19 protein-coding genes are annotated in these 22,187 nt (G+C 61.9%); 5 read left to right on the top strand and 14 right to left on the bottom strand.

What is annotated here, in order from left to right:
* Window positions 1-36 precede the first annotated feature (36 nt).
* The 5 genes from ABLU73_RS06320 to codB all read right to left on the bottom strand — a co-directional run bounded on the left by ABLU73_RS06320 (window position 37) and on the right by codB (window position 5,793).
* On the bottom strand, window positions 37-846 hold the full coding sequence (locus ABLU73_RS06320) for an inositol monophosphatase (RefSeq protein WP_023319950.1): 810 nt from the start codon (window positions 844-846) through the stop codon (window positions 37-39).
* Between the two features lie 121 nt (window positions 847-967).
* Window positions 968-1,918: a LacI family DNA-binding transcriptional regulator gene (locus ABLU73_RS06315; protein ID WP_264923488.1), complete on the bottom strand. Its 951-nt coding sequence runs from the start codon at window positions 1,916-1,918 to the stop codon at window positions 968-970.
* A 145-nt stretch (window positions 1,919-2,063) separates the two neighbouring features.
* Window positions 2,064-3,302, bottom strand: coding sequence for a cytosine deaminase (gene codA, locus ABLU73_RS06310; protein ID WP_049115729.1), 1,239 nt, complete (start codon window positions 3,300-3,302; stop codon window positions 2,064-2,066).
* Window positions 3,299-4,534 (bottom strand): PucR family transcriptional regulator ligand-binding domain-containing protein, encoded by a 1,236-nt coding sequence (locus tag ABLU73_RS06305; protein ID WP_017899072.1) that lies wholly within the window; start codon window positions 4,532-4,534, stop codon window positions 3,299-3,301. The genes codA and ABLU73_RS06305 overlap by 4 nt, the downstream gene beginning before the upstream one ends.
* On the bottom strand, window positions 4,531-5,793 hold the full coding sequence (codB, locus tag ABLU73_RS06300; protein WP_053810651.1) for a cytosine permease: 1,263 nt from the start codon (window positions 5,791-5,793) through the stop codon (window positions 4,531-4,533). The genes ABLU73_RS06305 and codB overlap by 4 nt, the downstream gene beginning before the upstream one ends.
* Window positions 5,794-6,244: 451 nt before the next feature.
* On the opposite strand from codB, the gene ABLU73_RS06295 reads away from it, so the two are divergent.
* Genes ABLU73_RS06295 through ABLU73_RS06285 form a run of 3 tightly spaced genes read left to right on the top strand, consistent with a single transcriptional unit; the run spans window position 6,245 to window position 9,387 of the window.
* Window positions 6,245-6,853 (top strand): methylthioribulose 1-phosphate dehydratase, encoded by a 609-nt coding sequence (locus ABLU73_RS06295; RefSeq protein WP_008805607.1) that lies wholly within the window; start codon window positions 6,245-6,247, stop codon window positions 6,851-6,853.
* A gap of 12 nt (window positions 6,854-6,865) precedes the next feature.
* Window positions 6,866-8,362, top strand: coding sequence for an FGGY-family carbohydrate kinase (locus tag ABLU73_RS06290; protein WP_032455711.1), 1,497 nt, complete (start codon window positions 6,866-6,868; stop codon window positions 8,360-8,362).
* On the top strand, window positions 8,359-9,387 hold the full coding sequence (locus ABLU73_RS06285; protein ID WP_017899075.1) for a 2-hydroxyacid dehydrogenase: 1,029 nt from the start codon (window positions 8,359-8,361) through the stop codon (window positions 9,385-9,387). The genes ABLU73_RS06290 and ABLU73_RS06285 overlap by 4 nt, the downstream gene beginning before the upstream one ends.
* Window positions 9,388-9,429: 42 nt before the next feature.
* Here ABLU73_RS06285 and ABLU73_RS06280 read toward each other — a convergent pair whose 3' ends face one another.
* The 5 genes from ABLU73_RS06280 to ABLU73_RS06260 are packed head-to-tail and all read right to left on the bottom strand — an operon-like array spanning window position 9,430 to window position 14,897.
* Entirely contained in the window at window positions 9,430-10,371 is a 942-nt protein-coding gene (locus tag ABLU73_RS06280; protein WP_017899076.1) for a sugar kinase, read from the bottom strand.
* An 11-nt stretch (window positions 10,372-10,382) separates the two neighbouring features.
* Entirely contained in the window at window positions 10,383-11,387 is a 1,005-nt protein-coding gene (locus ABLU73_RS06275; RefSeq protein ID WP_017899077.1) for an ABC transporter permease, read from the bottom strand.
* Window positions 11,384-12,373 carry an ABC transporter permease gene (locus tag ABLU73_RS06270; protein ID WP_049115721.1) on the bottom strand — a complete coding sequence of 330 codons (990 nt, stop codon included), beginning with the start codon at window positions 12,371-12,373 and terminating at the stop codon, window positions 11,384-11,386. Before ABLU73_RS06270 ends, ABLU73_RS06275 begins: the two co-directional genes overlap by 4 nt.
* The gene (locus tag ABLU73_RS06265; protein WP_170921477.1) at window positions 12,370-13,872 is read right to left on the bottom strand and encodes a sugar ABC transporter ATP-binding protein; all 1,503 of its coding nucleotides are present in this window, start codon (window positions 13,870-13,872) and stop codon (window positions 12,370-12,372) included. The genes ABLU73_RS06270 and ABLU73_RS06265 overlap by 4 nt, the downstream gene beginning before the upstream one ends.
* Window positions 13,873-13,916: 44 nt before the next feature.
* Window positions 13,917-14,897 (bottom strand): sugar ABC transporter substrate-binding protein, encoded by a 981-nt coding sequence (locus tag ABLU73_RS06260; protein ID WP_008805613.1) that lies wholly within the window; start codon window positions 14,895-14,897, stop codon window positions 13,917-13,919.
* 408 nt (window positions 14,898-15,305) lie between these two features.
* Between ABLU73_RS06260 and ABLU73_RS06255 the strand changes: the two genes are divergently transcribed.
* Entirely contained in the window at window positions 15,306-17,615 is a 2,310-nt protein-coding gene (locus ABLU73_RS06255; protein WP_264923475.1) for a molybdopterin-dependent oxidoreductase, read from the top strand.
* A 126-nt stretch (window positions 17,616-17,741) separates the two neighbouring features.
* Here the strand turns inward: ABLU73_RS06255 and ABLU73_RS06250 are convergent, their stop codons facing one another.
* On the bottom strand, window positions 17,742-18,284 hold the full coding sequence (locus ABLU73_RS06250) for a 1,2-dihydroxy-3-keto-5-methylthiopentene dioxygenase (protein ID WP_004885825.1): 543 nt from the start codon (window positions 18,282-18,284) through the stop codon (window positions 17,742-17,744).
* Window positions 18,281-18,970 carry an acireductone synthase gene (mtnC, locus tag ABLU73_RS06245; protein WP_004885828.1) on the bottom strand — a complete coding sequence of 230 codons (690 nt, stop codon included), beginning with the start codon at window positions 18,968-18,970 and terminating at the stop codon, window positions 18,281-18,283. The genes ABLU73_RS06250 and mtnC overlap by 4 nt, the downstream gene beginning before the upstream one ends.
* Before the next feature lie 141 nt (window positions 18,971-19,111).
* On the opposite strand from mtnC, the gene ABLU73_RS06240 reads away from it, so the two are divergent.
* Complete coding sequence (locus ABLU73_RS06240) at window positions 19,112-20,257, top strand: pyridoxal phosphate-dependent aminotransferase (RefSeq protein ID WP_074384386.1); 1,146 nt, start codon at window positions 19,112-19,114, stop codon at window positions 20,255-20,257.
* Here the strand turns inward: ABLU73_RS06240 and ABLU73_RS06235 are convergent, their stop codons facing one another.
* Window positions 20,258-20,884, bottom strand: coding sequence for a ParB/RepB/Spo0J family partition protein (locus ABLU73_RS06235; RefSeq protein WP_004885834.1), 627 nt, complete (start codon window positions 20,882-20,884; stop codon window positions 20,258-20,260).
* Complete coding sequence (locus ABLU73_RS06230; RefSeq protein WP_004885837.1) at window positions 20,869-22,092, bottom strand: DUF3440 domain-containing protein; 1,224 nt, start codon at window positions 22,090-22,092, stop codon at window positions 20,869-20,871. The genes ABLU73_RS06235 and ABLU73_RS06230 overlap by 16 nt, the downstream gene beginning before the upstream one ends.
* Window positions 22,093-22,187 lie beyond the last annotated feature (95 nt).

Raw genomic sequence — 22,187 nt, 5'->3', positions numbered from 1 at the left:
AGAGTACATAATCAGAAATAGCCTGACCCGTAAGGGTTAATGTAATGGTTGTGGGATCATCTTTTTCAGCTGCGGGTAGAGCGTTGGGCTGGCCAGCAGCAGCGGGTTGCCGCGCTGGATCCCCTCCTGCGCCAGAAAATCGTTGCTGGCGCCGCCCGCTTCGCGCATCAGCACCAGCCCCGGCAGGGCGTCCCACGGGTTCATGTGCGGCTCGTAGTAGCCAATCAACCGGCCTGCCGCCGCCCAGGCGCTCATCAGCGCGCCGGAGCCGTTGCGGATAAACATGCCGCCGTCGCTGAGCAGCGCCTGCAGAAACGGAAGAAAGTCCGCCGGGGTGACGCGATGCGAGGTGCCGACGCCCATCACTCCCTCCCTGACCGTCGCCGCGGGGTGCGGACGGATCGGGGCGTCATTGAGCCAGGCGCCATGACCCCGCAGGGCGTGAAACAGCTCGCGATGGTTGGGGTCGTAGACCACGCCGATGACCGGTTCGCCGTCGGCGACGATCGCCAGCGACAGGCACCAGGTATGCAGGCCGTTGAGGAAACAGCTGGTGCCATCGATGGGGTCGACTACCCACAGCACTTGCGCGTCGGGCAGGCGGGCGCCGCTCTCTTCGCCGAGAAAGCCATCCTCCGGAAACGCGCTCTGAATGCGCTGTTTCACAAAGGCCTCCACCCGCTTATCGGCCACGCTGACCACGTCCTGCAGGTCGTCGCCTTTATGGTCGACGGTCAGCGCTTCGCGTTGCTGATAGTATTCAAACGCCAGCTCAGCCCCTGCTTTCGCCAGCTCGCAGGCCAGGCGGTAGCGGGCCTGTAGCGCTTCTGATTCCTGAGATTGCATATTGACTCCCTATTTTGCACACGTGTGCATTTTGCGTGAAAAAAACAGCCCCGAAGGGCCGAATGAGTGTGGCCGGGTTTCGCAGAAGATTCTGTGATCGCTCCAGCATAAAATGATTTTTTCATTTCGCACTTTGACGAATAATTAATTTCACCGGCACTTCGCGATGGCGCGAGGGCAGGCTGAAGCGGGCGATCCGCGTCATTAACAGATCCACCGCGTGGTGGGCCAGCAGGGCGGTATTCTGCTGAACGGTGGTAAGCTGGTAGGGTTGCCAGTCCGCCTGCGGGATATCGTCAAAGCCGACGATGGCCGGCAGCGGGGCAGCGGCGTCCCGCAGGCCGTCCTGGGCGCCCAGCGCCAGCATATCGGTAGCGCAAAACAGCGCTTGCACCCCGGCGTTTTCAGCAACGATTTCTCTGGCAGCCTGGTAGCCAGCCTGATAGCCGCCGCCGTCGCAGAAGCGGCTGGTCACCGTCATGCCCGACGTCTGCGCGATGAAAGCGTCATAACGCTGGCGGGTGCTGAAGTTCTCTCGATTTTCGCCTATAAAGCCAACCTGCCGCCAGCCTCGACGACTGAACAAGTCCGCCACCAGCTTCGCTCCCTGGGCGTTATCGCTGCACACCCGGTCGCAGCCGGCGAGGTCCGCATGGCGGTTGATCAGGGTGACGGGGATCTTGCGCGCCAGATACTCCTCCGCCAGCGACAGCGGCGGCGCGCCGGAGGTGATGATCACCCCGGCGACGTGGTAGCTCAGCAGCTGCTTAAGCGAAGGGGCGAGCTGCTGCGGATCGTCAGCGTTCATCAGCAGCGGCATAAAGCCGTTGAGCGCCAGCTGATGGACCAGCGGCGCCAGCAGTTTGCTGCGAAACGGATTGTCGAAACCGGCGGTGACGATGCCGATAAAATTACTGCTGCCGGTGATCATCGTCCGGGCGATGATATTCACCTGATAGCCCAGAGCTTCCGCGGCGTTCAGCACCTTCTGCCGGGTCTTCTCCGACACCGAGGCGCCGGGGGTGAAGGTGCGGGAGACCGCCGAGCGCGAGACCCCGGCCAGTCTGGCCACGTCCTCGGCCTTAATCCATTTTTTATCGCTCATCGTCGTTTCGCGCCGTCTGTTTTCCAGGAAGCCAACGCCCGGACGGGCGTCGGTCACGCACACTGCCTGAAAAGGTATCACAGAAAGGCGCCGACGCGCAGCGCCTTGCGCCTTATGCCGGATAGCGGATGTGCTCCACCTCACGCTGCAAAATCACCTTGCCGTGGCGAATGGAGGTCAGCACCCGCGCCTGGCGGCGGACGGCCTCGTAGTCGTTTTCCGCATCGAGGATCAACAGGTTAGCCGGGCGGCCTTCGGCGAGGCCGTAGTTATCGCCCAGACAAAGCGCCCGGGCGCTGTTGTCGGTGACGAAGTCGAGACAGCGCTGTAGATCGTCATAGCCGAGCATATGGCAGATGTGCAGTCCGGCATCCAGAATGCGCAGGATATTGCCATTCCCCAGCGGATACCACGGATCCTGAATCGAGTCCTGAGCAAAGCAGACGTTGATGCCGGCGCGATCCAGCTCCGCCACCCGGGTGACGCCGCGCCGTTTCGGCCAGCTGTCAAACCGGCCCTGCAGATGAATGCTTTCGGTCGGGCAGGAGATAAAGTTGATCCCCGAGGCTTTCAGCAGGCGAAACAGCTTCGAACAGTAGGCGTTATCATAAGAGCCCATCGCGCAGGTGTGGCTGGCGGTGACCTGCGCCCCCATACCGCGCACCCGGGCCTCTTCCGCCAGCACTTCGAGGAAACGCGACTGCGGATCGTCGATTTCATCGCAGTGGACATCCACCAGGCGGCCGTAGCGCTGGGCGAGGTCCATCAAAAACATCACCGAGCTGACCCCTTTGTCGCGGGTATTCTCATAGTGCGGAATGCCGCCCACCACGTCGGCGCCCATCTCGATGGCGCGCGTCATCAGCTCCCGGCCGTTGGGATACGATTCGATCCCCTCCTGCGGAAAGGCGACAATCTGTAGATCGATGAGATCGGCGGCCTCTTGTTTCACCGCCAGCAGCGCCTGCAGGGCCGCCAGCGACGGGTCGGTGACATCCACATGGGTCCGGACGTGCTGGACGCCGAAATCGCGCAGCATGCCGATGGTTTTCAGCGCCCGCTGGCGGGTGTCCTCCGGGGTAATGCTCGCTTTGCGCTGGCTCCAGCGGGTGATGCCTTCAAACAGGGTGCCGCTGCGGTTCCACTCCGGCTCGCCCGCGGTAAGGGTGGCGTCAAGATGGATATGCGGCTCGACGAAGGGCGGGATCGCCAGCCGACCCTGGGCGTCGATATCCCCGGTGTCGGCGGTCTGCATCGCGGTTTGGGCGGTCATGCGGCGAATGATGCCGTCCTGCAGCTCAAGGGTAAACAGCGCCTCCTGGCGGCGCAGGCGGGCGTTAACAATTTTCATGGTTGGTCCTGTAAATGGTTTTGCGATAAACGCCAGATCACCAGCGCGACCGAGGCGTTGAGATGAAACTGAGGGTGGCTGACCGGGTAGCCGGTCAGTTTTTCAATACGCTGGATGCGCTGATGCAGGGTGTTGCGATGGAGACCCAGCCGGTCGGCGGCTCGCACAACGTTGCCGTTCTCCTGCAGCAGCGTCTCGAGGGTCTCCAGCAGCAGCCACGGCGCTTTACGGCCCGGCTCGATCAGGCAGCCGAGGGTGTCGTGCATAAAATCGTTGAGCAGCGCCGGGTCGCTGACCGCGGACAGCAGTTTGATAAACCCCAGCTGCTGATAGTCGCTGATGCGCTGGGTCGGCCGCAGGGTTTCGCACAGATCCAGCGCCTGGCGCGCCTGCGACAACGCCCGCGGGTAGCCCTGCAGCTGCCTGACCGGTGCCGAGAGGCCGCAGAGCAGTGACAAACGCTCTTCCCCCTCCGCCAGCGTCTGCAGCCACTGCTGCAGCCACTTTTTCTGCTGAAAGTCTTCCCCCTCCTCATCCGGCAGCAGGAAAAGGAACATGTTGCTGCGTTCCAGAAGCGGGAAGGGGTTGCCCTGCTGGTTGAGCTGCTGCTGCAGTTGCTGGCGCACGCTGCGGTGGGCCTGCTGCAGCCAGGCTTCGGCCTGTTCGGGCGGGTACTGGCGAAACAGGCGGGACAGTCCCTCCAGGCGCAGCGCCGCCAGCCGCAGCGGGCGGGTAAAATCGAGCTGCTGGTGGAGGGCGCGCTGGTGAAGCATCTGCAGGTCCGGATAGTCGCCGGTGACCAGCTGCATCAGGATGTCGCGCTGCGACTGAAGGGCGTTTTCGCTGCGGACCAGCGCGGTGCCGACCCGCTCGGTGACAATCACCATCTTCAGCAGGTAGGGCTGCTCGATCAGCGGAATGCCCAGCTCGTCGGCGAGGGCGATCAGCGTGGCGGGAATGGCGTGGATATAGGCCTCGCCGGTGAGGATCACCATCCCGGCGATGCCGCGCTGTTTGCCCTCCATCAGCAGCTGGATCAGGTTGGCTTCATCCCGGGGATGGTTGATGCCGGTGATAAAGACCAGCTCGCCGCCCATGATCCACTCGGCGATATGCTCATTTTCCGCCACGTAGTACCAGCGTACCGCCCGCTGCAGCCCTTGCTTTCCCGCCCGCAAACGCAGGGCGGAGAGTCCCTCAAGGGCCAGCAGTTCGCTGACCGTCAGGCTCATGGCTCTTGCTCCGCGACGGCGGCAGGCTGACGTTTGCTGACCATGGTCAGGGCGATATAGACCAGCGCGGAGACGGTGATCCCCACCAGCGGCGCGATCCACGGTGACAGATAAGCCACCACCGCGCCGGCGGCGTAGGCGCCGAGTCCCAGCCAGTTAAAACGCGGCAGGCAGGCGTTCTGCAGCAGGGGATAGCGCCCGCCGCGGGCGAACCAGTAGTCGGCGAGAATCACCCCGCCGATGGGCGGGATAATGCTGCCCAGCAGCACAAGGAACGGGATCAGCATTTCGTACATTCCGCCAATGGCCAGCACAATGCCCACCCCGGCGGCGGCGAGGGTCAGCGTGCGGCGGCGTTCGCTGCGCAGCAGATGGCAGGCGGCGGCGGAGACGTTATAGATGGTGGGGCCCTGGATGGTCAGCAGGTTGAGACACAGCATGATCACCGCGGCGACTGACAGCCCCTGCAGGATCAGCACTTCGACGATATCGGCCTGTTGATAAACGATGGCGCACCAGGCGCCGGCGACGATCATCAGCCCGTTGCCGATGAGGAAGCTGCCCATGCTGGCGAGAATGGCGGTCCGGCTGGAGTTGGCCAGCCGGGTCCAGTTTGTCGCCTGGGTGGCGCCGCTGGCGAAAGTGCCAAAGACCATGGTGATGGCCGCCGACCAGGTCATGGTGTCGCTCGGCGCAATGCGGGTCATCGCCTGCCAGCCGCCGGCGTGGTGCAGCGCCAGATACATGGAGACCACCAGCAGCACGAACATCAGCGGCACCGACAGGCGCGACAGCGCGTCCAGCCCCTTGTAGCCCACCAGCGCGGTGACGCAGAACAGAATGCCAAACAGCACCATCAGCGGCTGGGTCAGCGCCTCGGGCAGGGCGAGGATCTTCACCAGCGAGATAGCGACCGTGGCGGTCCCCCAGGCGTACCAGCCCAGCTCGGCAAAGCCAAGGATAAAATCGGCCAGCTTGCTGCCGATCTCCCCGAAGCAGAACCGGCCCATCAGCACCGTATTCAGGCCGCTGCGCGCGGCAATCCAGCCCAGCGATGCGGCATAGAGAGCCAGCAAGGCGTTGCCGATGACGGCTATCCACAGCAGATTAACGATGGAAAAGGAGACGCCGAGTTTGCCGCCGGCAAACATCGTGCCGGTGAAAAAGGTAAAACTGAATAACACCATGGCGATGGAAAATACGCCTTTACGTCCGGCGGTGGGCGCTTCGACGAGGGGAAAATCATTGCTGTTTGACATCCTGGAACCTCTGGCTGGTAGATGAGCGGTGATTGCCGGAAGTAGCAAGAGATGTGCCAGGAAAAACCGGGCATGAGGAATAGCGCATAGTGTGCAATGTGCACGGTTATTGAGGGATTCAGGAGGAGTAATGCCATTTTAGTGTGCATCCTGCCATGTTTTGCACCAGTCCGGGGCAGAGGAGGGCGGCGACGGCATGCCTGGCGCAGAAGGAGAATTTCAGCCAGCACAATCCGCCAGCGTTGTGGCGCCAGGCAGCAGGGGATCGTAGCGGATTCACTGCGGTTGGTTAAATTGCTGTGAATAAAGGTTATTTAATATGCATTTATGATATAACCATTTGTCTTATGTGTGTTTCCTGAAATATTGTTCCCTCCGGTTAGCGGTGTTAGTATCGGATAAATAGCCATTTAGACGGCTAAACAAATCATCGCTAACCTAAGGAACTGCTATGTGGCAAGAAAGACTCGCGCAACTGGTCACCACCTGTCATTGGATCGGCGCGAAAGGCTGGGCGCCGGCGACCGGCGGCAATATGTCGGTGCGTCAGGATGATACCTGGTGCTGGCTAAGCGAGTCGGGCCGCGATAAAGGCAGCCTGACGACCGAGGATTTTCTGCAGGTGGAGATCGCCACCAATCAGGCCCCTTCCGGACGGAAACCGTCGGCGGAGACCGGCCTGCACACCCTGGTCTACCGCCTGTTCCCGGAGGCCAACGTGGTGCTGCATGTGCATACCGTCAATGCCACCGTGCTGTCGCGCATCGAAAAAAGCGACACGCTGGCGCTGCAGGGGTATGAAATGCAGAAAACCCTCAGCGGGCAGCACAGCCATCTCGATACCGTTCCGGTCGCCATCTTCGATAACGATCAGGATATTGACGCCCTGGCGGCGCGGATTGCCGATTATGCGCAAACCCGCCCGCTGCGTTACGGCTTTCTGCTGCGCGGACATGGCCTGACCTGCTGGGGGAAAGATATTCAGGAGGCCCGCCGGCAACTGGAGGGGCTGGAGTTCCTGTTCGAGTGCGAGCTGATGCGCCGCCGCTACGAGCCCTGAGCCGGAGCAGGTATGGATTTTTATCTTGGTATCGATATCGGCACCTCCCGGGTGAAAGCGGTGCTGTTTGATCAGCATTTCACCGCGCGCGCCAGCGCTGCGGAAAACACCTCCCCCCGCCTGTCGGCCAATGGCTACGCGGAACAGGATATGACCCAGCTGTGGCATTCGGTGCTGGCTATTCTGCGCCAGATTGCCCGCCACCCGGCGCTGCAGGAGGGGCGGCTGCGGGCCATCGGCCTCGCCGGGCAAGGGGAGGGGGTCTGGCTCAGCGATGCGCAGGGCGAACCGGTGGGGCCGGGGATCCTGTGGAGCGATACCCGCAGCCACGAGCTGATGAGCGACCTGCTGCGCCGGCCCGGTTTTGACCGCCGCTATTTCGCCGATACCGGCACCCACCTGCAGCCCTGCAATACCAGCCTGCAGCTGTACTGGCTGAAACAGTATCAGCCGGAGCGGCTGGCGGCCGCGCGCTATCTGTTTTTCGCCAAGGACTGGATCCGCTTTCGCCTGACCGGCGTGGCGGCGCTGGAGCTGACGGACGCCAGCAGCTCATTACTCAATCAGCAGAGCGGCAGCTGGTCCTCGGTGGTGATGAACGAGATGGGGCTGGACGAACTGCTGCCGCTGTTTCCCCCTCTGCTGGCCCCGGACGCTCCGGCCGGTACGCTGAGCGACGCGGTGGCGGCGCTGACCGGACTGCCCGCCGCGACGCCAGTGGCCGCCGGGGCGCTGGATGTCTGTAGCGCCGCGCTGGGCTGCGGCGCGGTCAACGAAGGGGATATCTACACGATCCTCGGCACCACCTGCTGTACCGGAATCGTTTGCCGCGGTCCGCAGACGGTGAACGAGGCGACGCGCTTCGTCACTCACACCGAAGCCGGGCAGGTGATCTCGCTGTTTCCGATGCAGGCCGGTACGCCAAACATTGACTGGCTGCAGCAGCATATTTCGCTGGACGCCGATCTGGGTCGGCTGGAGCAGGCGATCGCGGAGGTGGAGCCAGGCAGCGGCGGCGTCTTCTGGCAGCCGTATCTCAATGGCGAACGCGCGCCGTTTTACAGCCCTGACGCGCGGGCCGGCTTTATCGGCATTAGCCCGCATACCACCCGCGCCGAACTACAGCGCGCGGTGTTTGAAGGCCTGGCCTTCGCCATTGTCGATGCGCTGCAGGGTTATCCCCAGGGCGGCGAGCTGTATCTGACCGGCGGCGGCGCAGCCTCGGCCACCTGGCTGCAGATTATCGCCGACTGTACCGGGCGCACGGTGGTCTCCAGCGCCTTTAATGAACTAAGCGCGCGCGGTGCGGCGATTCTGGCGGCCCGCAGCGTCGCGGCGCTGGCCGAGACGCCTCCGCTGGCGCAGACCCGCTATCAGCCGCGCCCTCAGGCGCATGCCCGCTACGCGGCGCTGTATCCCGTTTATCGCCTGCTGCGTGAGCAGATGCTGCCGGTATGGCAGGCCAGGCAGGCCGCTCTTCAACGTCTTTCTCAGGAAGTACAACCATGAAAATCGTTTTTACCGCCGAGCATGCTGGCGACCTTAGCGCCTTCCACCAGCTGGGTGAGCTGCTGGTGGAGGGGTGGGCGCTGGGCAAACCGAAACTCAGCGCCGGTCAGCTGATTGAGCTGGCCCACGACGCTGAGGTGCTGGTGACCAGCTATGATGAGGTGACGGATGCGGTGATGGCCGCCTGTCCGCGCCTGCAGGTTATCGCCTGTACCCGCGCGAATCCGGTGAATATTGATACCCAGGCCGCGCAGGCGCGCGGCATCCGGGTACTCTACACCCCGGGGCGCAATGCCGATGCCGCCGCGGAGCTGACGCTTGGCCTGATGCTCAGCCTGGCGCGCCATATTCCGCAATCCCATGCGGCGCTGAAGCGGGGGGAATTCACGCAGGCTGACAATGCCGCCGCCGCCACCCAGCAGGGGCTGCGCCGGGATGTGGTCTGGGACGTGAGTCCGGAAAGCCCCTATGAAGTGTTTAAGGGCAGTGAACTGCGCAATAAAACGCTGGGCCTGGTGGGGTATGGCAACATTGGCCGCCGGGTGGCGCGTATCGCCCGGGCGTTCGGTATGGCGGTGCGGGTGGTGGATCCGTTCGTCGCCGCAGAGGATATCAATGAGCCAGGGCTACAGAAAACCACCCTGCAGGCGCTGTTCCGTGAGGCGGATATCGTCAGCCTGCATCTGAGCAGCGGGCCGCACAGCGACGGGCTGGTGAATGCGGCGCTGCTAAACAGCATGAAGCCTGGCGCGCTGCTGATCAATACCTCCCGCGCGGCGGTGGTCGACGAAGCGGCTCTGATTGAGGCTCTGCGTCACGGCCCGTTGGGCGGCGCGGCGCTGGACGTGTATCATCGCGAACCGCTGTGGCGCGATCACCCTTTTGTCACCGAGTTCGATAACGTGATTATCACGCCGCATATCGCCGGGGCCACCCGGGAGAGTATCGCCAAACACACGGCGATGATTGCCGCCGATCTTCAGCGCTATGTCGCCGGGGAGCCGCTGCTGTACCAGTGGCGTTAAGCCGCTTGCGCCGCCGCGTCCTGCAGCGGCGTGGGTCCAACGTCAGGGGCGATGGGCCGCCATAAAAGCCTGGGTCTGTTCCCAGTCTACCACCCCGGCATCCGAGCCCATCCCGGTCGCCACCAGCGCGGCCACCGCCGAGGCGACGTCGCACGCCGCTTTCACGCTGAGCCCGCGCGCCATCGCGGCAATAAACCCGCCGCAGTAGCTGTCGCCGCAGCCGGTGGTATCCACCGCCTCGACGGGCCACGGCGCAATATGCTCCAGCGCGCCATCGCGGCCGATAAGCCAGGAGCCGTTCTCGCCGTCTTTCAGAATGCAGGTGCCCACGCCCAGCGCAAAGAAGAAGCGGGCGATGGCCTCCGGCTGCGTCTCCCCGGAGAGAAAGGCGGCTTCCTCCAGCGAAGGCATAAAATAATCCACCGACGGCAGCAGGGGCCGCAGCAGTTCCAGGGTGTGTTCATTCGGCGCGATAAGGTCAAAGCTGGTGGTGATTCCACGCGCTTTGGCCGCCTGCAGCAGCCGTGCGCTCTGTCCCTGGTCCATTGCCGCCAGCAGTCCGCTCCCGCCGTGATGCAGGAAGCGACAGTCAAGGACGGCGTCAAATTCCGCTTCACTGACGAACAGGGCGTCAGACGCGCCCCGGCAGTGCAGGGCCGGACGTTCGCCGTTGGGGCGAATCGGCAGGATCGTCGCCGAGGTCTCCTTCAGCGCGGTGCGCTGGATAAGCGAGCAGTCAATGCCCAGCCGGGCATAGCTGGCGAGGATAAAGTCGGCCTTTTCATCTTCGCCCAGGCAGGCCACCGCCGCGGTGCGGATCCCGAGCTTCGCGGCGTTAATATTAGCCCCCGCAGCGGTGCCGGCGGGGTTGAGGCGAATTTGCTCAATAAAAGCGACGCCACCGCGCGGCGGGATCGCCACCACCGGGCGCCCGGCGATATCCAGAATAGTCAGGCCGACAAATACGGCGTCAAAGGTTGCCATCGTTCTCCCGTTTAGCGATGCGTTTGGCGCAGACGCGCCTGCCAGAAGGATAGGGCGAGGGCCACCACCAGAATCACGCCGACCAGCGCGTCCTTCACCAGATAATTGAGGCCCATCAGGTTCAGACCATTATCAATAATGGCGAGGAACAGCACGCCGCCGAGGGTGCCGGCGATGCTAACCCGGCCCAGACGGTTAAAGGCGGTACCGATAAACACCGCCGCAATGGCGTCCATCAGGTAAGACTGCCCGGCCAGCGGGGTAAATTGCCGCAGGTTGGCGGAGAGGATCACCCCGCCGACGGCGCAGAGGGCTGAGGCGGCCACCAGCACGCCGAGCATGGTCAGGCGATCGCGGATCCCGGCGATGCGCGCCGCTTCGCTGTTCTGACCGATGGCGCGGATATATTTGCCCCACAGGGTGCGCTCGGTGACCAGCCAGGCCGCCAGCCACAGCGCCAGCACGATCGCTACCGGCGTGGGGATCCCGCCAAGGTTACCCACCGCCAGGTCGTGATACTCGGGAGCCATTCGCCGATAGGCTATCGCGCCGCCGCCATCGGTATAGATACGTTCGGCGCTGCTGGCGATAAACCACGTGCCGAGGGTGGCGAGGAAGGGGCGGATCCGGCAGATGAGGATCAGAAAGGCATTGAGCAGGCCAATCAGCACCCCGCCGAGCAGGGCGCAGCCCACCGCCGCCTGCCACGGCAGATGCCAGGTTTTCAGGGCGACGAGGGCGAAGGCGGCGCCGAAATCGAGCGCGACGCCCACCGACAGGTCAATCGCCCCGGCGCTGACAATCAGGGTCATCGCCATCGCCACAATCAGCAGGATCGCGCTGCCCTGCAGCAGGTTGGCCCAGTTATCCACGGTTAAAAATACTGGATTCGCCCAGCCGAACAGGGCGATGGCCAGCAGGGTGATGATGCCGAATCCGGCCCGCGACAGCCAGGCCAGCGGGCTGCTGGCCGTCTGTTCTGCAGGAGCTGGAGTTTTCAGGGTGATTTGGCTCATGCCTCGCCTCCTTTGTGTCTGACCGCCGAGGCCGCCAGTACCACCAGGATCAGGCCGCCTTTAATGGCGCCCATCCAGAAGATATTGACCCCCAGCAGGCCGAGCCCGTTAGAGAGGGCGTTAACCAGAATCGCCCCCAGCAGCGCGCCCCAGATGGTGACCACCCGACGGCGGGAGAAGGCGGCGCCGATAAAGGTCGCGAGCACGGTTTCCAGCAGCAGCGGCGTGGCCGTTCCGCTGGAGCTGCCGGAGCCCTGGCTGAGCAGCGGCAGAATAGCCAACCCGGCGGCGATGCCGGCTAACAGCCAGACCTGCAGGGTTAAGCGGCGCACGTTCAGGCCGCTCATCTGCGCCATATCGCGATTGCCGCCCACCGCCTGTACATGCTGACCGAAGCGGGAGTGATGGAGCAGGAACTGGAACAGGATAAATACCCCCAGCAGATAGACCAGCGGCCAGGGCAGGCCGAGGAGGCTGTTATCGCGAAAGGCGACCATCAGCGGATCGCTGACCGCGATGCGCCGCTGGCCGGTCAGCAGGTCCGTCAGGCCGGTAAACGCCACGGAGGTCGAGAGGGTAGCCAGCAGCGGCGGCAGGCCGGCCGCCAGCACCAGGAAGCCGTTGATCGCCCCGCAGAGCAGGCAAACCGCCGCCAGCAGCGCCAGCAGCAGGAGATACGGCGTCTGCCATTCGGCCAGCCCGAGGCTCAGCAGCGCGACGCCGAGCACCGCCGTCGCCGGCAGGGAGAGGTCGATGCCGCCGGAGACCACGTCATCTCCGCCAACGGCGATGACGCAGACCAGGCCGAAACAGAGGATCGCCAGCGGAACGCTCTGGACCAGCATCAGGCTGATATTTTGCCAGCTGAGGAAGTAGGGCGACTGCACGCTCAGCCACACCAGCAGCGCCAGAAACAGGATCAGGGGGAATTTTTCAACAAGCGTCGCCAGGCCCGGACGGCCGCGACGCTGGATAGCGGTATTCATGGTGAAGGCTCCTGTCCGCCGTTGATCGCCACCAGCAGGGCGTCGAGGGTCAGCCCGCGGGTGGGCAGATTCGCCGCCAGCGCACCGCGCCAGAGGACGAGGATCCGGTCGCATAGTCCGAGCAGTTCGATGGCGTCGCTGGAGGAGACCAGCACCGCCCGCCCTTTATCGGCCAGCTGGCGCGTACGTTGATAAATATCGCGGCGGGCGCCGATATCAACCCCGAGGGTGGGTTCATCGAGAATAAACAGCCGGGCATCGGTGCCGAGCCAGCGGGCGAGGATCGCTTTTTGCTGGTTGCCGCCGCTCATGTAGCGTACCGGCAGCGCCGGGCGACCCGGGCGGATCGCCAGCTGTTCTATCCAGTCGCGCGCTTTCCTCTCGGCGATCCCCCGCCGCTCCCAGCCAAAGGTGGCGGTCTCCGGCAGCGAGGCGAGATTAATATTGTCGGCGGTAGTGAAGGAGAGGATAAGCCCCTGATGGCGGCGGTCGCGCGGGACCAGCGCCATTCCGGCGCGGATCGCCTGCTTTGGCGTACGGATTCGTCGCGGCAGGCCGTCGAGATGGATAGTGCCGCGCTCCGCCGGACGCAAGCCGTAGAGTAAGTCCACCAGCACATCGCGCCCGGCGCCGAGCAGGCCGGCGACGCCGACGATCTCCCCCGGGTGAATATCAAAAGAGAGATCCTGCAGCTGCCGTCCGTCGCTCAGCTGGCGCACCGAGAGCAGCGGAGCCTCCCCGTTGTCTGCCGCCGGGCGCTGGCGCGGAGTATACAGCTGGTCGATTTCCCGGCCGACCATCATGGCGATCAGCGCCTCGGTATTCTGCAGCAGGTCGCGGTCGGGATAACCGACCACTTCCCCGTTGCGCAGCACAGTGCCACGGTCGCAGAGGCTGGCTATCTCATTGAGATAGTGGGAAATATACAGAATGGCAATGCCCTGGTCGCGCAGGCGCAGGATGGCGGAGGTGACCAGACTGGCCTCCTGGGCCTCGAGGGGGGCGGTGGGCTCGTCGAACACCACCAGCCGCGCCGCGCCGTCGATCAGCGCGCGGGCAATCTGCACCAGCTTGCGCTCGGCCAGGCTCAGGTCTCGCACCAGACGTTCGGGGTCGATCGCCAACTGCCAGTTTTGCTGGAAAAATTGCGCCGTGGCGGCCTTCATCCGTCGGCGATCCAGCGCCCCCCAGCGGGTGCGATACTCCTGGCCCAGAAACACCGATTCCGCGACGGTAAAGTGCGGGATCAGGTTGAGCTCCTGGTGGATAACGCGGATGCCGGCGGCTTCGATGGCTGCCGGGTTGCCGAGGGGCAGCGGGCGACCGTCGAGGGTCGCGCTGCCGCTGTCGGCCTGATAAACGCCGGCGAGGATCTTGATCAGCGTCGATTTACCGGCGCCGTTCTCGCCAATCAGGCCATGAATCTCCCCCGGATTGAGGCGCAGGGTAACCGCATTAAGCGCCATTACGCTGGCAAAACGTTTGCCGATCTGGTCCATGACCAGACCCGCGGCGGGGCGCTCCCCGCCAGGGTGTTGATTTATCACTGCAGTTCGCCGTATCCCAACTGTTTATACACCGCTTTCGCTTCCTGCGGACCTTTCACCGGTATCACCGGGATAAAGGTTTGCACCGGCAGTTTCTGACCGGCAAAGTAGCGGGCCACATTGTCGGCGGAGGTCTGGCCGATCAGATGCGGCTGCTGCGCGACGTTAGCCACGAAGGGACTGCCGGGCTCCGCCATGATCTCCAGCGTTTCCGGACCGGCGTCGATGGCCGTCACTTTCACGTCCTTATCACGGCCGGTCTCTTCCAGCGCCTGGACGATACCGATGGCCGGTTGATCCCAGCAGGCGACATGGATGGCGTCCAGTTTGCCTTTCGGATACTGGCTGAGTAATTCGAGGGTTTTCTTCCGCGCGTCTTCCGGCGAGTTGGCGAACTGTTCCGCGAGCTCGGGCTGGATAATATGAATATCCGGGTAATCCTTAAGGACATATTTCCACTGATCGTAACGAATTCCGCAAATACGCAGCGCGCTGGAGAACGCATTAAATACAGCGACGTTGCCTTTACCACCTAATTCGTCCGCCATGTAGCGACCGATGGTGGAGCCCAGAGTGTAGTTATCGGAGGTGGTATTATTGACCGAATATTGTGAAACATGATCCACGGTGAATACCGGGATACCAGCATCACGTAATGCTTTAAATTTGGGTTCGACGGCGCTGTCGCCGAGAATACTAATTACCGCATCCACCTTGCGTGACAGTAAAATATCGTGATTATTGGCATGAACCTGATTATCCCGGCCGCCATCGACGCCAATGACTTTGCCTCCCAGTTTCTCCACTTCCTCTGTCGCGCCTTTAAAAGCTTCGCGATCCCAGAAATGCTGGGTGCCTACTACGGCAACGCCAATGGTTTTTCCCTGTAAGGAGAGGGCGTCCGCGGCAGTGACGCTCAGCGAGGCAAGGGAAAGCAGTCCCAGCGCGGCAGGCAATAATTTTCTCTTCTGCGACATTGTTATTATGATCCTGTGATGAAGGTGGTTGCGGACCGGTAGCATGACAAGAAGCACCTCGCCACCTCAAATACAAAATAAGTCTAAGTTATGCCGGCAATGTTATATCGCGGAAACGCCAGAGAAAAAGTTTATTTTGTCATGAAGAACCTGAAAATATTTCATGATGGCGGATAGGCCTTTTTATTTTGTGGTTTTATTTTTGGCTTATTCCGTGTTTATTTAGCAGATAAAGACAATTTTCTGTTTATTATGAGTGTATGGGAAATACGGCATCTACAGAGAAAAAGAGAAGATTGCGCGGGCTAAAGCTTTTTTTAGCAGCGCAATGTCTGGCCGGGTAAGCAATATTACCGCATTTCCCCGCTTTATTTTAACGAACCTGAGGCTGAGAAGAACGCGGGCGCTATGAAGAAACAGCATAATTATACGGTGATGCACTGGGGAACCTGGCAGGTGGAGAGCCGCGAGGGCGAGATCGTGGCGGTTAAGCCGGTGCCCTGGGATAAAAACCCTTCACGCATCGGTCAGTCGCTCCCCGACGCGGTGACCAGCCAAACGCGCATTCGTCGCCCGGCGGTACGCGCCGGCTATCTGCAGCACGGGCCGGCGTCACGAGAAGGGCGAGGCAAGGAGCCCTTTGTCGAAGTCAGCTGGGAGGTGGCCCTGGACCTGGTGGCTCGCGAGCTGCGCTCGGTCAAGGCGCGCTGCGGCAATGAGGCGATTTACGGCGGCTCCTACGGCTGGGCCAGCGCCGGGCGCTTTCACCATGCGCAGAGCCAGCTGCACCGCTTTCTTAAGGGCTTTGGCGGGTATACCGCCAGCACCAATACCTATAGCAGCGCCGCGGGCGAGCGTATTCTGCCGCATATCCTTGGGCCGCTGAGCCCGCTGCATCGTCAGCATACCCATTTTTCCGAGCTGGCGCGGGAGTGTCAGCTGTTTGTCGCGATTGGCGGCCTGCCGCTGCGCAATGCCCAGGTCAACGGCGGCGGCGCCAATGACCATATGTTGCCGTACTGGCTGGATAAGATGCAGGCCAACGGCACGCGGTTTATTAATATCAGTCCGGTGCGCAATGACCTCAGCGCGGTGCCCGACGCCGAGTGGCTGGCCATTCGGCCGGGCACCGATACCGCACTGCTGCTGGCGCTGAGCTATGTGCTGATCGCTGAGTCCCTCTACGACCAGGCGTTTATCGCCAGCCATACCGTCGGGTTTGCCCCTTACCGCGCGTATCTGTTGGGCGAGCATGACGGCATAGCGAAAACACCGGCGTGGGCGGCGGCAATTACCGGCCTTGACGCCCAGCGCATCGCCGAGCTGGCGCGGGAGATGGCCCGCCACCGGACGATGGTGAATATCTCCTGGTCCATCCAGCGCGCCCGTCAGGGGGAGCAGGCCTACTGGGCGACGGTGGCCCTGACCGCGCTGCTGGGACAGATCGGCACGCCGGGCGGCGGCCTCGGGTTTGGCTATGCCTGTACCAACCTGGCGGGGGCGGTGCGAAAAGCGTTTTCCGGCCCGCGCTTGCCCGCCGGCGAAAATGCGGTGGACAGCGTTATCCCGGTGGCGCGGCTGTCCGATATGCTGCTGCACCCGGGAGAAGCCTATGAGTTCGACGGTCAGCTGCTGCATTATCCCGACATCCGTCTGGTCTACTGGGCGGGAGGCAATGCGTTTCACCATCACCAGGATATTAACCGACTGTGCGAGGCCTGGCGCCGTCCGGAGACGGTGGTGGTGCATGAGCAGTACTGGACCGCGCAGGCCAAATTCTCTGACATCGTCCTGCCGGCTACCACCTCGCTGGAGCGAGAGGATATCGGCAGCGGCGGTCATGACGGATTTATGATTGCCATGAGCGCGCAGATCCCGCCGGTGGGCGAGGCGCGTGATGATTACGCTATTTTCCGCGATCTTGCCGGGCGGCTGGGCTTCGGAGAACTGTTCAGCGAGGGGCGGGACGCCGGGCAGTGGCTGCGCCATCTCTATGAGGAGTCAAGGCCGCGGGCGCAGGAGGAGGGCATTACGCTGCCCTCGTTCGAGGATTTCTGGCAGCAAGGGGTGCTGGAATACAGTGCGCCGGAGCGGCCGCAGGTCTTTCTCGCCGATTTTCGCGCCGATCCGCAGCGCTATCCGCTTTCCACGCCCTCCGGCAAGATTGAACTCTTTTCCTCTACCGTCGCCGGGTTTGGCTATCGCGAATGCCCTGGCCATCCCTGGTGGGATGAGGAAGAGGCTGCCCGGCAACGACTGGAGGCGGCGCGCTGGCCGCTTCATCTGCTCTCCAGTCAGCCACGCGCCCGCCTGCACAGCCAGTATGATCACGGCAGCGTCAGTCGGGCGACGAAAATTCAGGGACGCGAACCGCTGTGGATGCATCCGCGGGACGCGCAGGCAAGAGACATCCGCGAAGGCAGCGTGGTGAAGGTGTATAACGACCGCGGGGCGATTCTGGCGGGCGTGCATTTGAGTGAACAGATTTTGCCGGGGGTGGTACAGATGTCCACCGGCGCCTGGTATGACCCTTTGGATCCGAATGAAAAAGGAACCCTCGATAAGCACGGTAATCCCAACGTGTTAACCGAGGATCGCGGCAGTTCGCGCCTGGGGCAGGGCTGTAGCGCCCAGAGTTGTTGGGTGGAAATCGCCCCGTGGCGAGAGGAACTGCCGCCGATCACCGCCTTTGACCCGCCGAAGTTTATTGCGGTTTAAGCGTGGGAGGATCGCCGGCGGCGGGGCGGGTAGCCCGGAGAAGGCGCAGTATGCGCCGCCTCCGGGAAAGCGCGGGCCAGGCAGTTTAAGGCTCCTGACCAGGCGGTAATGGATGACAGGACGACGTTACGCCAGCCGTGGGTAGGCGCTGGCGATATCGTCACCGGTAAACTGGGCGATCCAGCCTTCCGGGTTATCAAAAATGCGAATGGCGGTGAAGTTCGGTTCTGATCCCATATCAAACCAGTGCGGAGTGTGGGCAGGAACCGAAATCAGATCGTTCTTTTCGCACAGCACCTGGAACACCTCGTCACCAATGTGCAGGCAGAACAGACCGGCGCCCTCGACAAAAAACCTGACCTCGTCTTCGCCATGGGTGTGCTCATTCAGGAATTTTTCCCGCAGCGCCTCTTTCTGCGGGTTATCGGCGCGCAGGCTGATGACGTCCCAGCTCTGATAGCCCTTTTCGGCGACCAGTTTGTCAATCGCATGCTGATAGGCGGCAATCACCGTTTCTGCGCTGGGGTCTGCGCCGAGGTCGCGGTCGGCCTGCCAGCGTTCGAAACGGACGCCTTTGGCGTTAAGCTGCTCCTGAATCGCTTTGGCGTCGGTGCTGTGCCAGACCGGCGTTTGCGGATCGGTCACAGAAAATAGGGTTAATGCGCTCATGCTGGGATCTGCTCCGGATGAATGTCGTCAAAACGCTGAACCTGAGGGTGGTGGCTTGCCGGGTCGCGATCGCCGCGTACCAACTGGACAGTGCGCAACCCCGCGGCTTCGGCGGCGTCGAGTTCCTGATGGATATCCGACAGGAACAGGATGGCCCCGGGGGCGTGGCCCAGGTGTTCAGCAATGTTGCGGTAGGACTGCGCTTCGCGTTTAGCGCCTACCAGGGTATCGAAATAGCCCGTAAACAGATGAGTAATATCACCTTCATCGCTGTAGCCAAATAACAATTTCTGCGCTGCCACGGAGCCAGAAGAATATACATACAAATCAATGCCCTGTGCTTTCCACTTCTCCAGCGCCGGCAGCACGTCCGGGTAGAGATGGCCGGTAAAGTCGCCGTTGAGGTAGCCATCGCGCCAGATGATCCCCTGGAGTGCCTTCAGCGCAGTGGATTTACGGTCTTCGTCCATAAAGGCGAAGAGGGTAGCAATCAGGTCGGCGGTGCTGGCGGCGGGGGAGTCTGTCTCTCGGCGCAAGTTGTCGAGAATCGTTCTCACCGGCTCAGCGTGCTGTTGAGCGGTCACAAAGCCGGCCAGTCGTTCGCGGGCGTAGGGGAACAGCACGTTATGCACGAAGCGGATATCGCTGGTAGTGCCTTCGATGTCGGTCACGATGGCGCGGATCATGGTTTCTCCAGAGTGGGCGTAGCGTGGAATAACATTAGCATTTAGACGTCTAAGCGTCTTGATTGCCAAATATTAACATCGTGTTATAGTGGCTTCAACAACAGCATTACAATCGGTAAAACAAGAATGAGCAATAACCCGTTGATTCCAGAGAGTAAACTTCCGGCGCTCGGTACCACCATTTTTACCCAGATGAGCGCCCTGGCCCAGCAGCATCAGGCCATCAACCTATCTCAGGGCTTTCCCGATTTTGACGGCCCGCGCTATCTTCAGGAGCGTCTGGCGTACCACGTGGCGCAGGGGGCGAATCAGTATGCCCCGATGACCGGCGTGCCGGCGCTGCGCGAGGCGATCGCTGACAAGACGGCGGAGCTGTATGGATATCGACCCGACGTCAACAGCGATATCACGGTCACCGCCGGGGCGACGGAGGCCCTGTACGCGGCGATCACCGCCCTGGTGCGCCGTGGCGACGAGGTGGTCTGTTTCGATCCCAGCTACGACAGCTATGCTCCCGCGGTGGCGCTGGCCGGCGGCGAATTACGCCGTATTGCCCTTCAGCCGCCGCATTTTCGCGTCGACTGGCAGCAGTTTGCCGCGACGCTGAGCGACAAAACCCGGCTGGTGATCCTCAACACCCCGCACAACCCCTCGGCCACGGTCTGGCAACGCGAGGATTTTGCCGCCCTGTGGCAGGCGATAGCCGAACGTGAGATCTATGTTCTCAGCGACGAGGTCTATGAGCATATCAACTTTGCCGAAAACGGCCACGCCAGCGTGCTGGCGCATCCGCAGCTGCGCGAGCGGGCGGTGGCAGTCTCTTCGTTTGGCAAAACGTTTCATATGACCGGCTGGAAGGTTGGCTACTGCGTGGCCCCGGCGGCCATCAGCGCGGAGTTGCGTAAGGTTCATCAGTATCTGACCTTCTCGGTGAATACCCCGGCGCAGCTGGCGATCGCCGATATGCTGCGCGAGGCGCCAGAGCACTATCTCGAGCTGCCGGCGTTTTATCGTGAACGCCGCGATCTGTTTATTGAGGCGCTGCGCCCCAGCCGGCTGAAACTCCTGCCATGTGAGGGCACCTACTTCCTGCTGGCGGACTACAGCGCCCTCTCCGATCTTGACGACGTGAGCTTCTGCCGCTGGCTGACGACAGAGGTTGGGGTGGCGGCGATCCCGCTCTCCGTCTTCTGCGCCGACCCGTTCCCGCACAAGCTGATCCGTTTGTGCTTCGCTAAACAACCGGAGACCCTGCTGGCCGCGGCGGCGCGTTTGTGCCAGCTATAGTTATTTAATGGTCCATGCCTGAGAGAACTGGCGGCCGGCGAACATTTCCGTCAGGCCGCTGATTTGCTTCAGACGCAGTACCTCATCGGCATCCATCCCCAACTCTTTGCCGATCTTTTGCGGTGTCCAGCCGAGCCGGGTCAGCTCGCGCACAATCTCCGACATGGCGTGGATTTGGTGACGTCCCCGCGCCCGGTTGTGGCGTATGGTTGCCGCCATCAGCCCATCGCGGGAGGCGGTTTCATTCGGCAGACAGGTCACCGGCAGATAGCCATGCAGGGCATTTTTCAATGACGCTTTGCTGCAGGCCAGCTCATGGCGGTGAAAACCATCGACAATGGTATACGCCTGCGGACCCTGGCGGATGACCACCACCGGCTGGGTAAAGCCATCGGCTTCCAGCGAGGTCTGCAGCAGACGTTTTTCCGGCGGCGCCACGTTGTTCGGATTGTAGTCATTGGGGGCGACCTGCTCCTGTTTGACCCACAGCACGCAGTCAACCGGCTGGGAGCGGAAGGGACTGCGCTGGTGGAGCACATGGCGAAACGCGTTGATAGCCTCGATGCGCGCTTCATCATCCAGCGTTTGCAGGAAAGCGTCCAGCGCCTGCGTTAGTTGTTGTTGCATAATATCCCCCATTGTTGACGATGTTTTTCCATACGTTTTCGGTAGCGCTGATAGTGGCTGCTTTTGGTCGGACTGAACGAGAGCTGACGGCACCAGTAGTCGTTATTGAGCAGCACTTTGCAGACTCGTCGCCAGGAGGGGATATCCTTTGTGCCAATGTCCCCGGGCTGGGTGTCGGGAATATCTTCCATCCCTTTTTTCTGATACCAGCGCAGGTAGACGGCGATTTTATTGCGATAGTGCTCGGCGGTGGTTTCCGGCATGCTGTCGAGCAGGAAAAGAGCATAGCTTTTCCATGTCAAATGGTCGGGTTTGTCGATTTTTCGGTGACCGTAGAACTGATTGTCATGCCCGGCATAGACGCCGCCGCTGTGCGCGCCGCTGACCCGCTGACACATCGCGGCCCAGCGTTCCGGCTCCAGCACATGGTACAGCCACAGCCCCTGGCGCTGCTCCGGACCGAAGGGTTCGCAGATGCGCATGTAGCGCAGCGGCACTCCGGCCTGATACATCAGATCGTACAGCGGATTATAGGGCTGGCCGCTTCTGGCAAACCAGGTCCAGATATCGGCGGTTTTCCAGTCATAGAGCGGATAGATGTACCAGGCGTGCCCTCCCGGCGCCGAGGTGGTCCACGGTTTATCGTCAGCGAAGCGCTGTTTGCGCTGGGAAGAGATGGTCATAAAGCGATTCAGCGACTCATCAGCCCGAATGCCCACCAGCACGGCGGCGGGCCGCCGCTGGGAAAACCACTCGGCAAAATGGCTGACGAAGGCCTCAAAGCTCATTCCGGGTTGGTAGAAAGGGAAATAATCCGGGTGGGCGATCGCCCCTGGCGGCGGCTGGCGGACCCAGCGGGCTCCGGGCTCCCAGCATTGCCATTGCGGCTTATACTGCGTCAGGGCATTTTGGGTCGTGAGCGGCAGGGCGACCCAGTAAAAGGTGTCGATGACATCCTGATACAGGGCGCGCAGTTTTTCACAGTGGGCGATGGTGCAAGAGAACTGTGCTTCCCAGTCAATAAACAGTACGCTGATTTTCTTGCCCTGTAACCGAGCTGCCTGCGCGGTTAAATGCAGCATAACGGTGGAGTCTTTTCCGCCAGAGAAAGAGACGCAAACGCGTGAAAAATTATCCAGAACCCATTGGATCCGCTGCTCCGTCGCCTGCAGCACCGACTCCGGTAAGGGATATTTGATAAACGACATGACCATTAATCCTTTAATACGAGATATTCCCATTTGGTCAGTATAAACGATGAGGGCCGGGAGTTTAATGGTCGTTTTTTTATTCGGGCAATGTG

This window comes from Klebsiella sp. GG_Kp175, from assembly GCF_040062325.1.
Taxonomy (GTDB): Bacteria; Pseudomonadota; Gammaproteobacteria; order Enterobacterales; family Enterobacteriaceae; genus Klebsiella; species Klebsiella quasipneumoniae.
Note: the sequence above shows the minus strand (reverse complement) of the source record. Positions and strands in the feature narration are given on the sequence as shown.

Excerpts from the sequence above, each read along its gene's own strand:
- ABLU73_RS06275 (WP_017899077.1), bottom strand. The coding sequence starts at position 11,387 with ATGAGCCAAATCACCCTGAAAACTCCAGCTCCTGCAGAACAGACGGCC.
- ABLU73_RS06235 (WP_004885834.1), bottom strand. The coding sequence starts at position 20,884 with ATGCAACAACAACTAACGCAGGCGCTGGACGCTTTCCTGCAAACGCTG.
- ABLU73_RS06295 (WP_008805607.1), top strand. The coding sequence starts at position 6,245 with ATGTGGCAAGAAAGACTCGCGCAACTGGTCACCACCTGTCATTGGATC.
- codA (WP_049115729.1), bottom strand. The coding sequence starts at position 3,302 with ATGAAAATTGTTAACGCCCGCCTGCGCCGCCAGGAGGCGCTGTTTACC.
- codB (WP_053810651.1), bottom strand. The coding sequence starts at position 5,793 with ATGTCAAACAGCAATGATTTTCCCCTCGTCGAAGCGCCCACCGCCGGA.
- ABLU73_RS06265 (WP_170921477.1), bottom strand. The coding sequence starts at position 13,872 with ATGGACCAGATCGGCAAACGTTTTGCCAGCGTAATGGCGCTTAATGCG.
- ABLU73_RS06260 (WP_008805613.1), bottom strand. The coding sequence starts at position 14,897 with ATGTCGCAGAAGAGAAAATTATTGCCTGCCGCGCTGGGACTGCTTTCC.
- ABLU73_RS06230 (WP_004885837.1), bottom strand. The coding sequence starts at position 22,092 with ATGTCGTTTATCAAATATCCCTTACCGGAGTCGGTGCTGCAGGCGACG.
- ABLU73_RS06250 (WP_004885825.1), bottom strand. The coding sequence starts at position 18,284 with ATGAGCGCATTAACCCTATTTTCTGTGACCGATCCGCAAACGCCGGTC.
- mtnC (WP_004885828.1), bottom strand. The coding sequence starts at position 18,970 with ATGATCCGCGCCATCGTGACCGACATCGAAGGCACTACCAGCGATATC.
- ABLU73_RS06255 (WP_264923475.1), top strand. The coding sequence starts at position 15,306 with ATGAAGAAACAGCATAATTATACGGTGATGCACTGGGGAACCTGGCAG.
- ABLU73_RS06320 (WP_023319950.1), bottom strand. The coding sequence starts at position 846 with ATGCAATCTCAGGAATCAGAAGCGCTACAGGCCCGCTACCGCCTGGCC.
- ABLU73_RS06290 (WP_032455711.1), top strand. The coding sequence starts at position 6,866 with ATGGATTTTTATCTTGGTATCGATATCGGCACCTCCCGGGTGAAAGCG.
- ABLU73_RS06305 (WP_017899072.1), bottom strand. The coding sequence starts at position 4,534 with ATGAGCCTGACGGTCAGCGAACTGCTGGCCCTTGAGGGACTCTCCGCC.
- ABLU73_RS06280 (WP_017899076.1), bottom strand. The coding sequence starts at position 10,371 with ATGGCAACCTTTGACGCCGTATTTGTCGGCCTGACTATTCTGGATATC.
- ABLU73_RS06285 (WP_017899075.1), top strand. The coding sequence starts at position 8,359 with ATGAAAATCGTTTTTACCGCCGAGCATGCTGGCGACCTTAGCGCCTTC.
- ABLU73_RS06270 (WP_049115721.1), bottom strand. The coding sequence starts at position 12,373 with ATGAATACCGCTATCCAGCGTCGCGGCCGTCCGGGCCTGGCGACGCTT.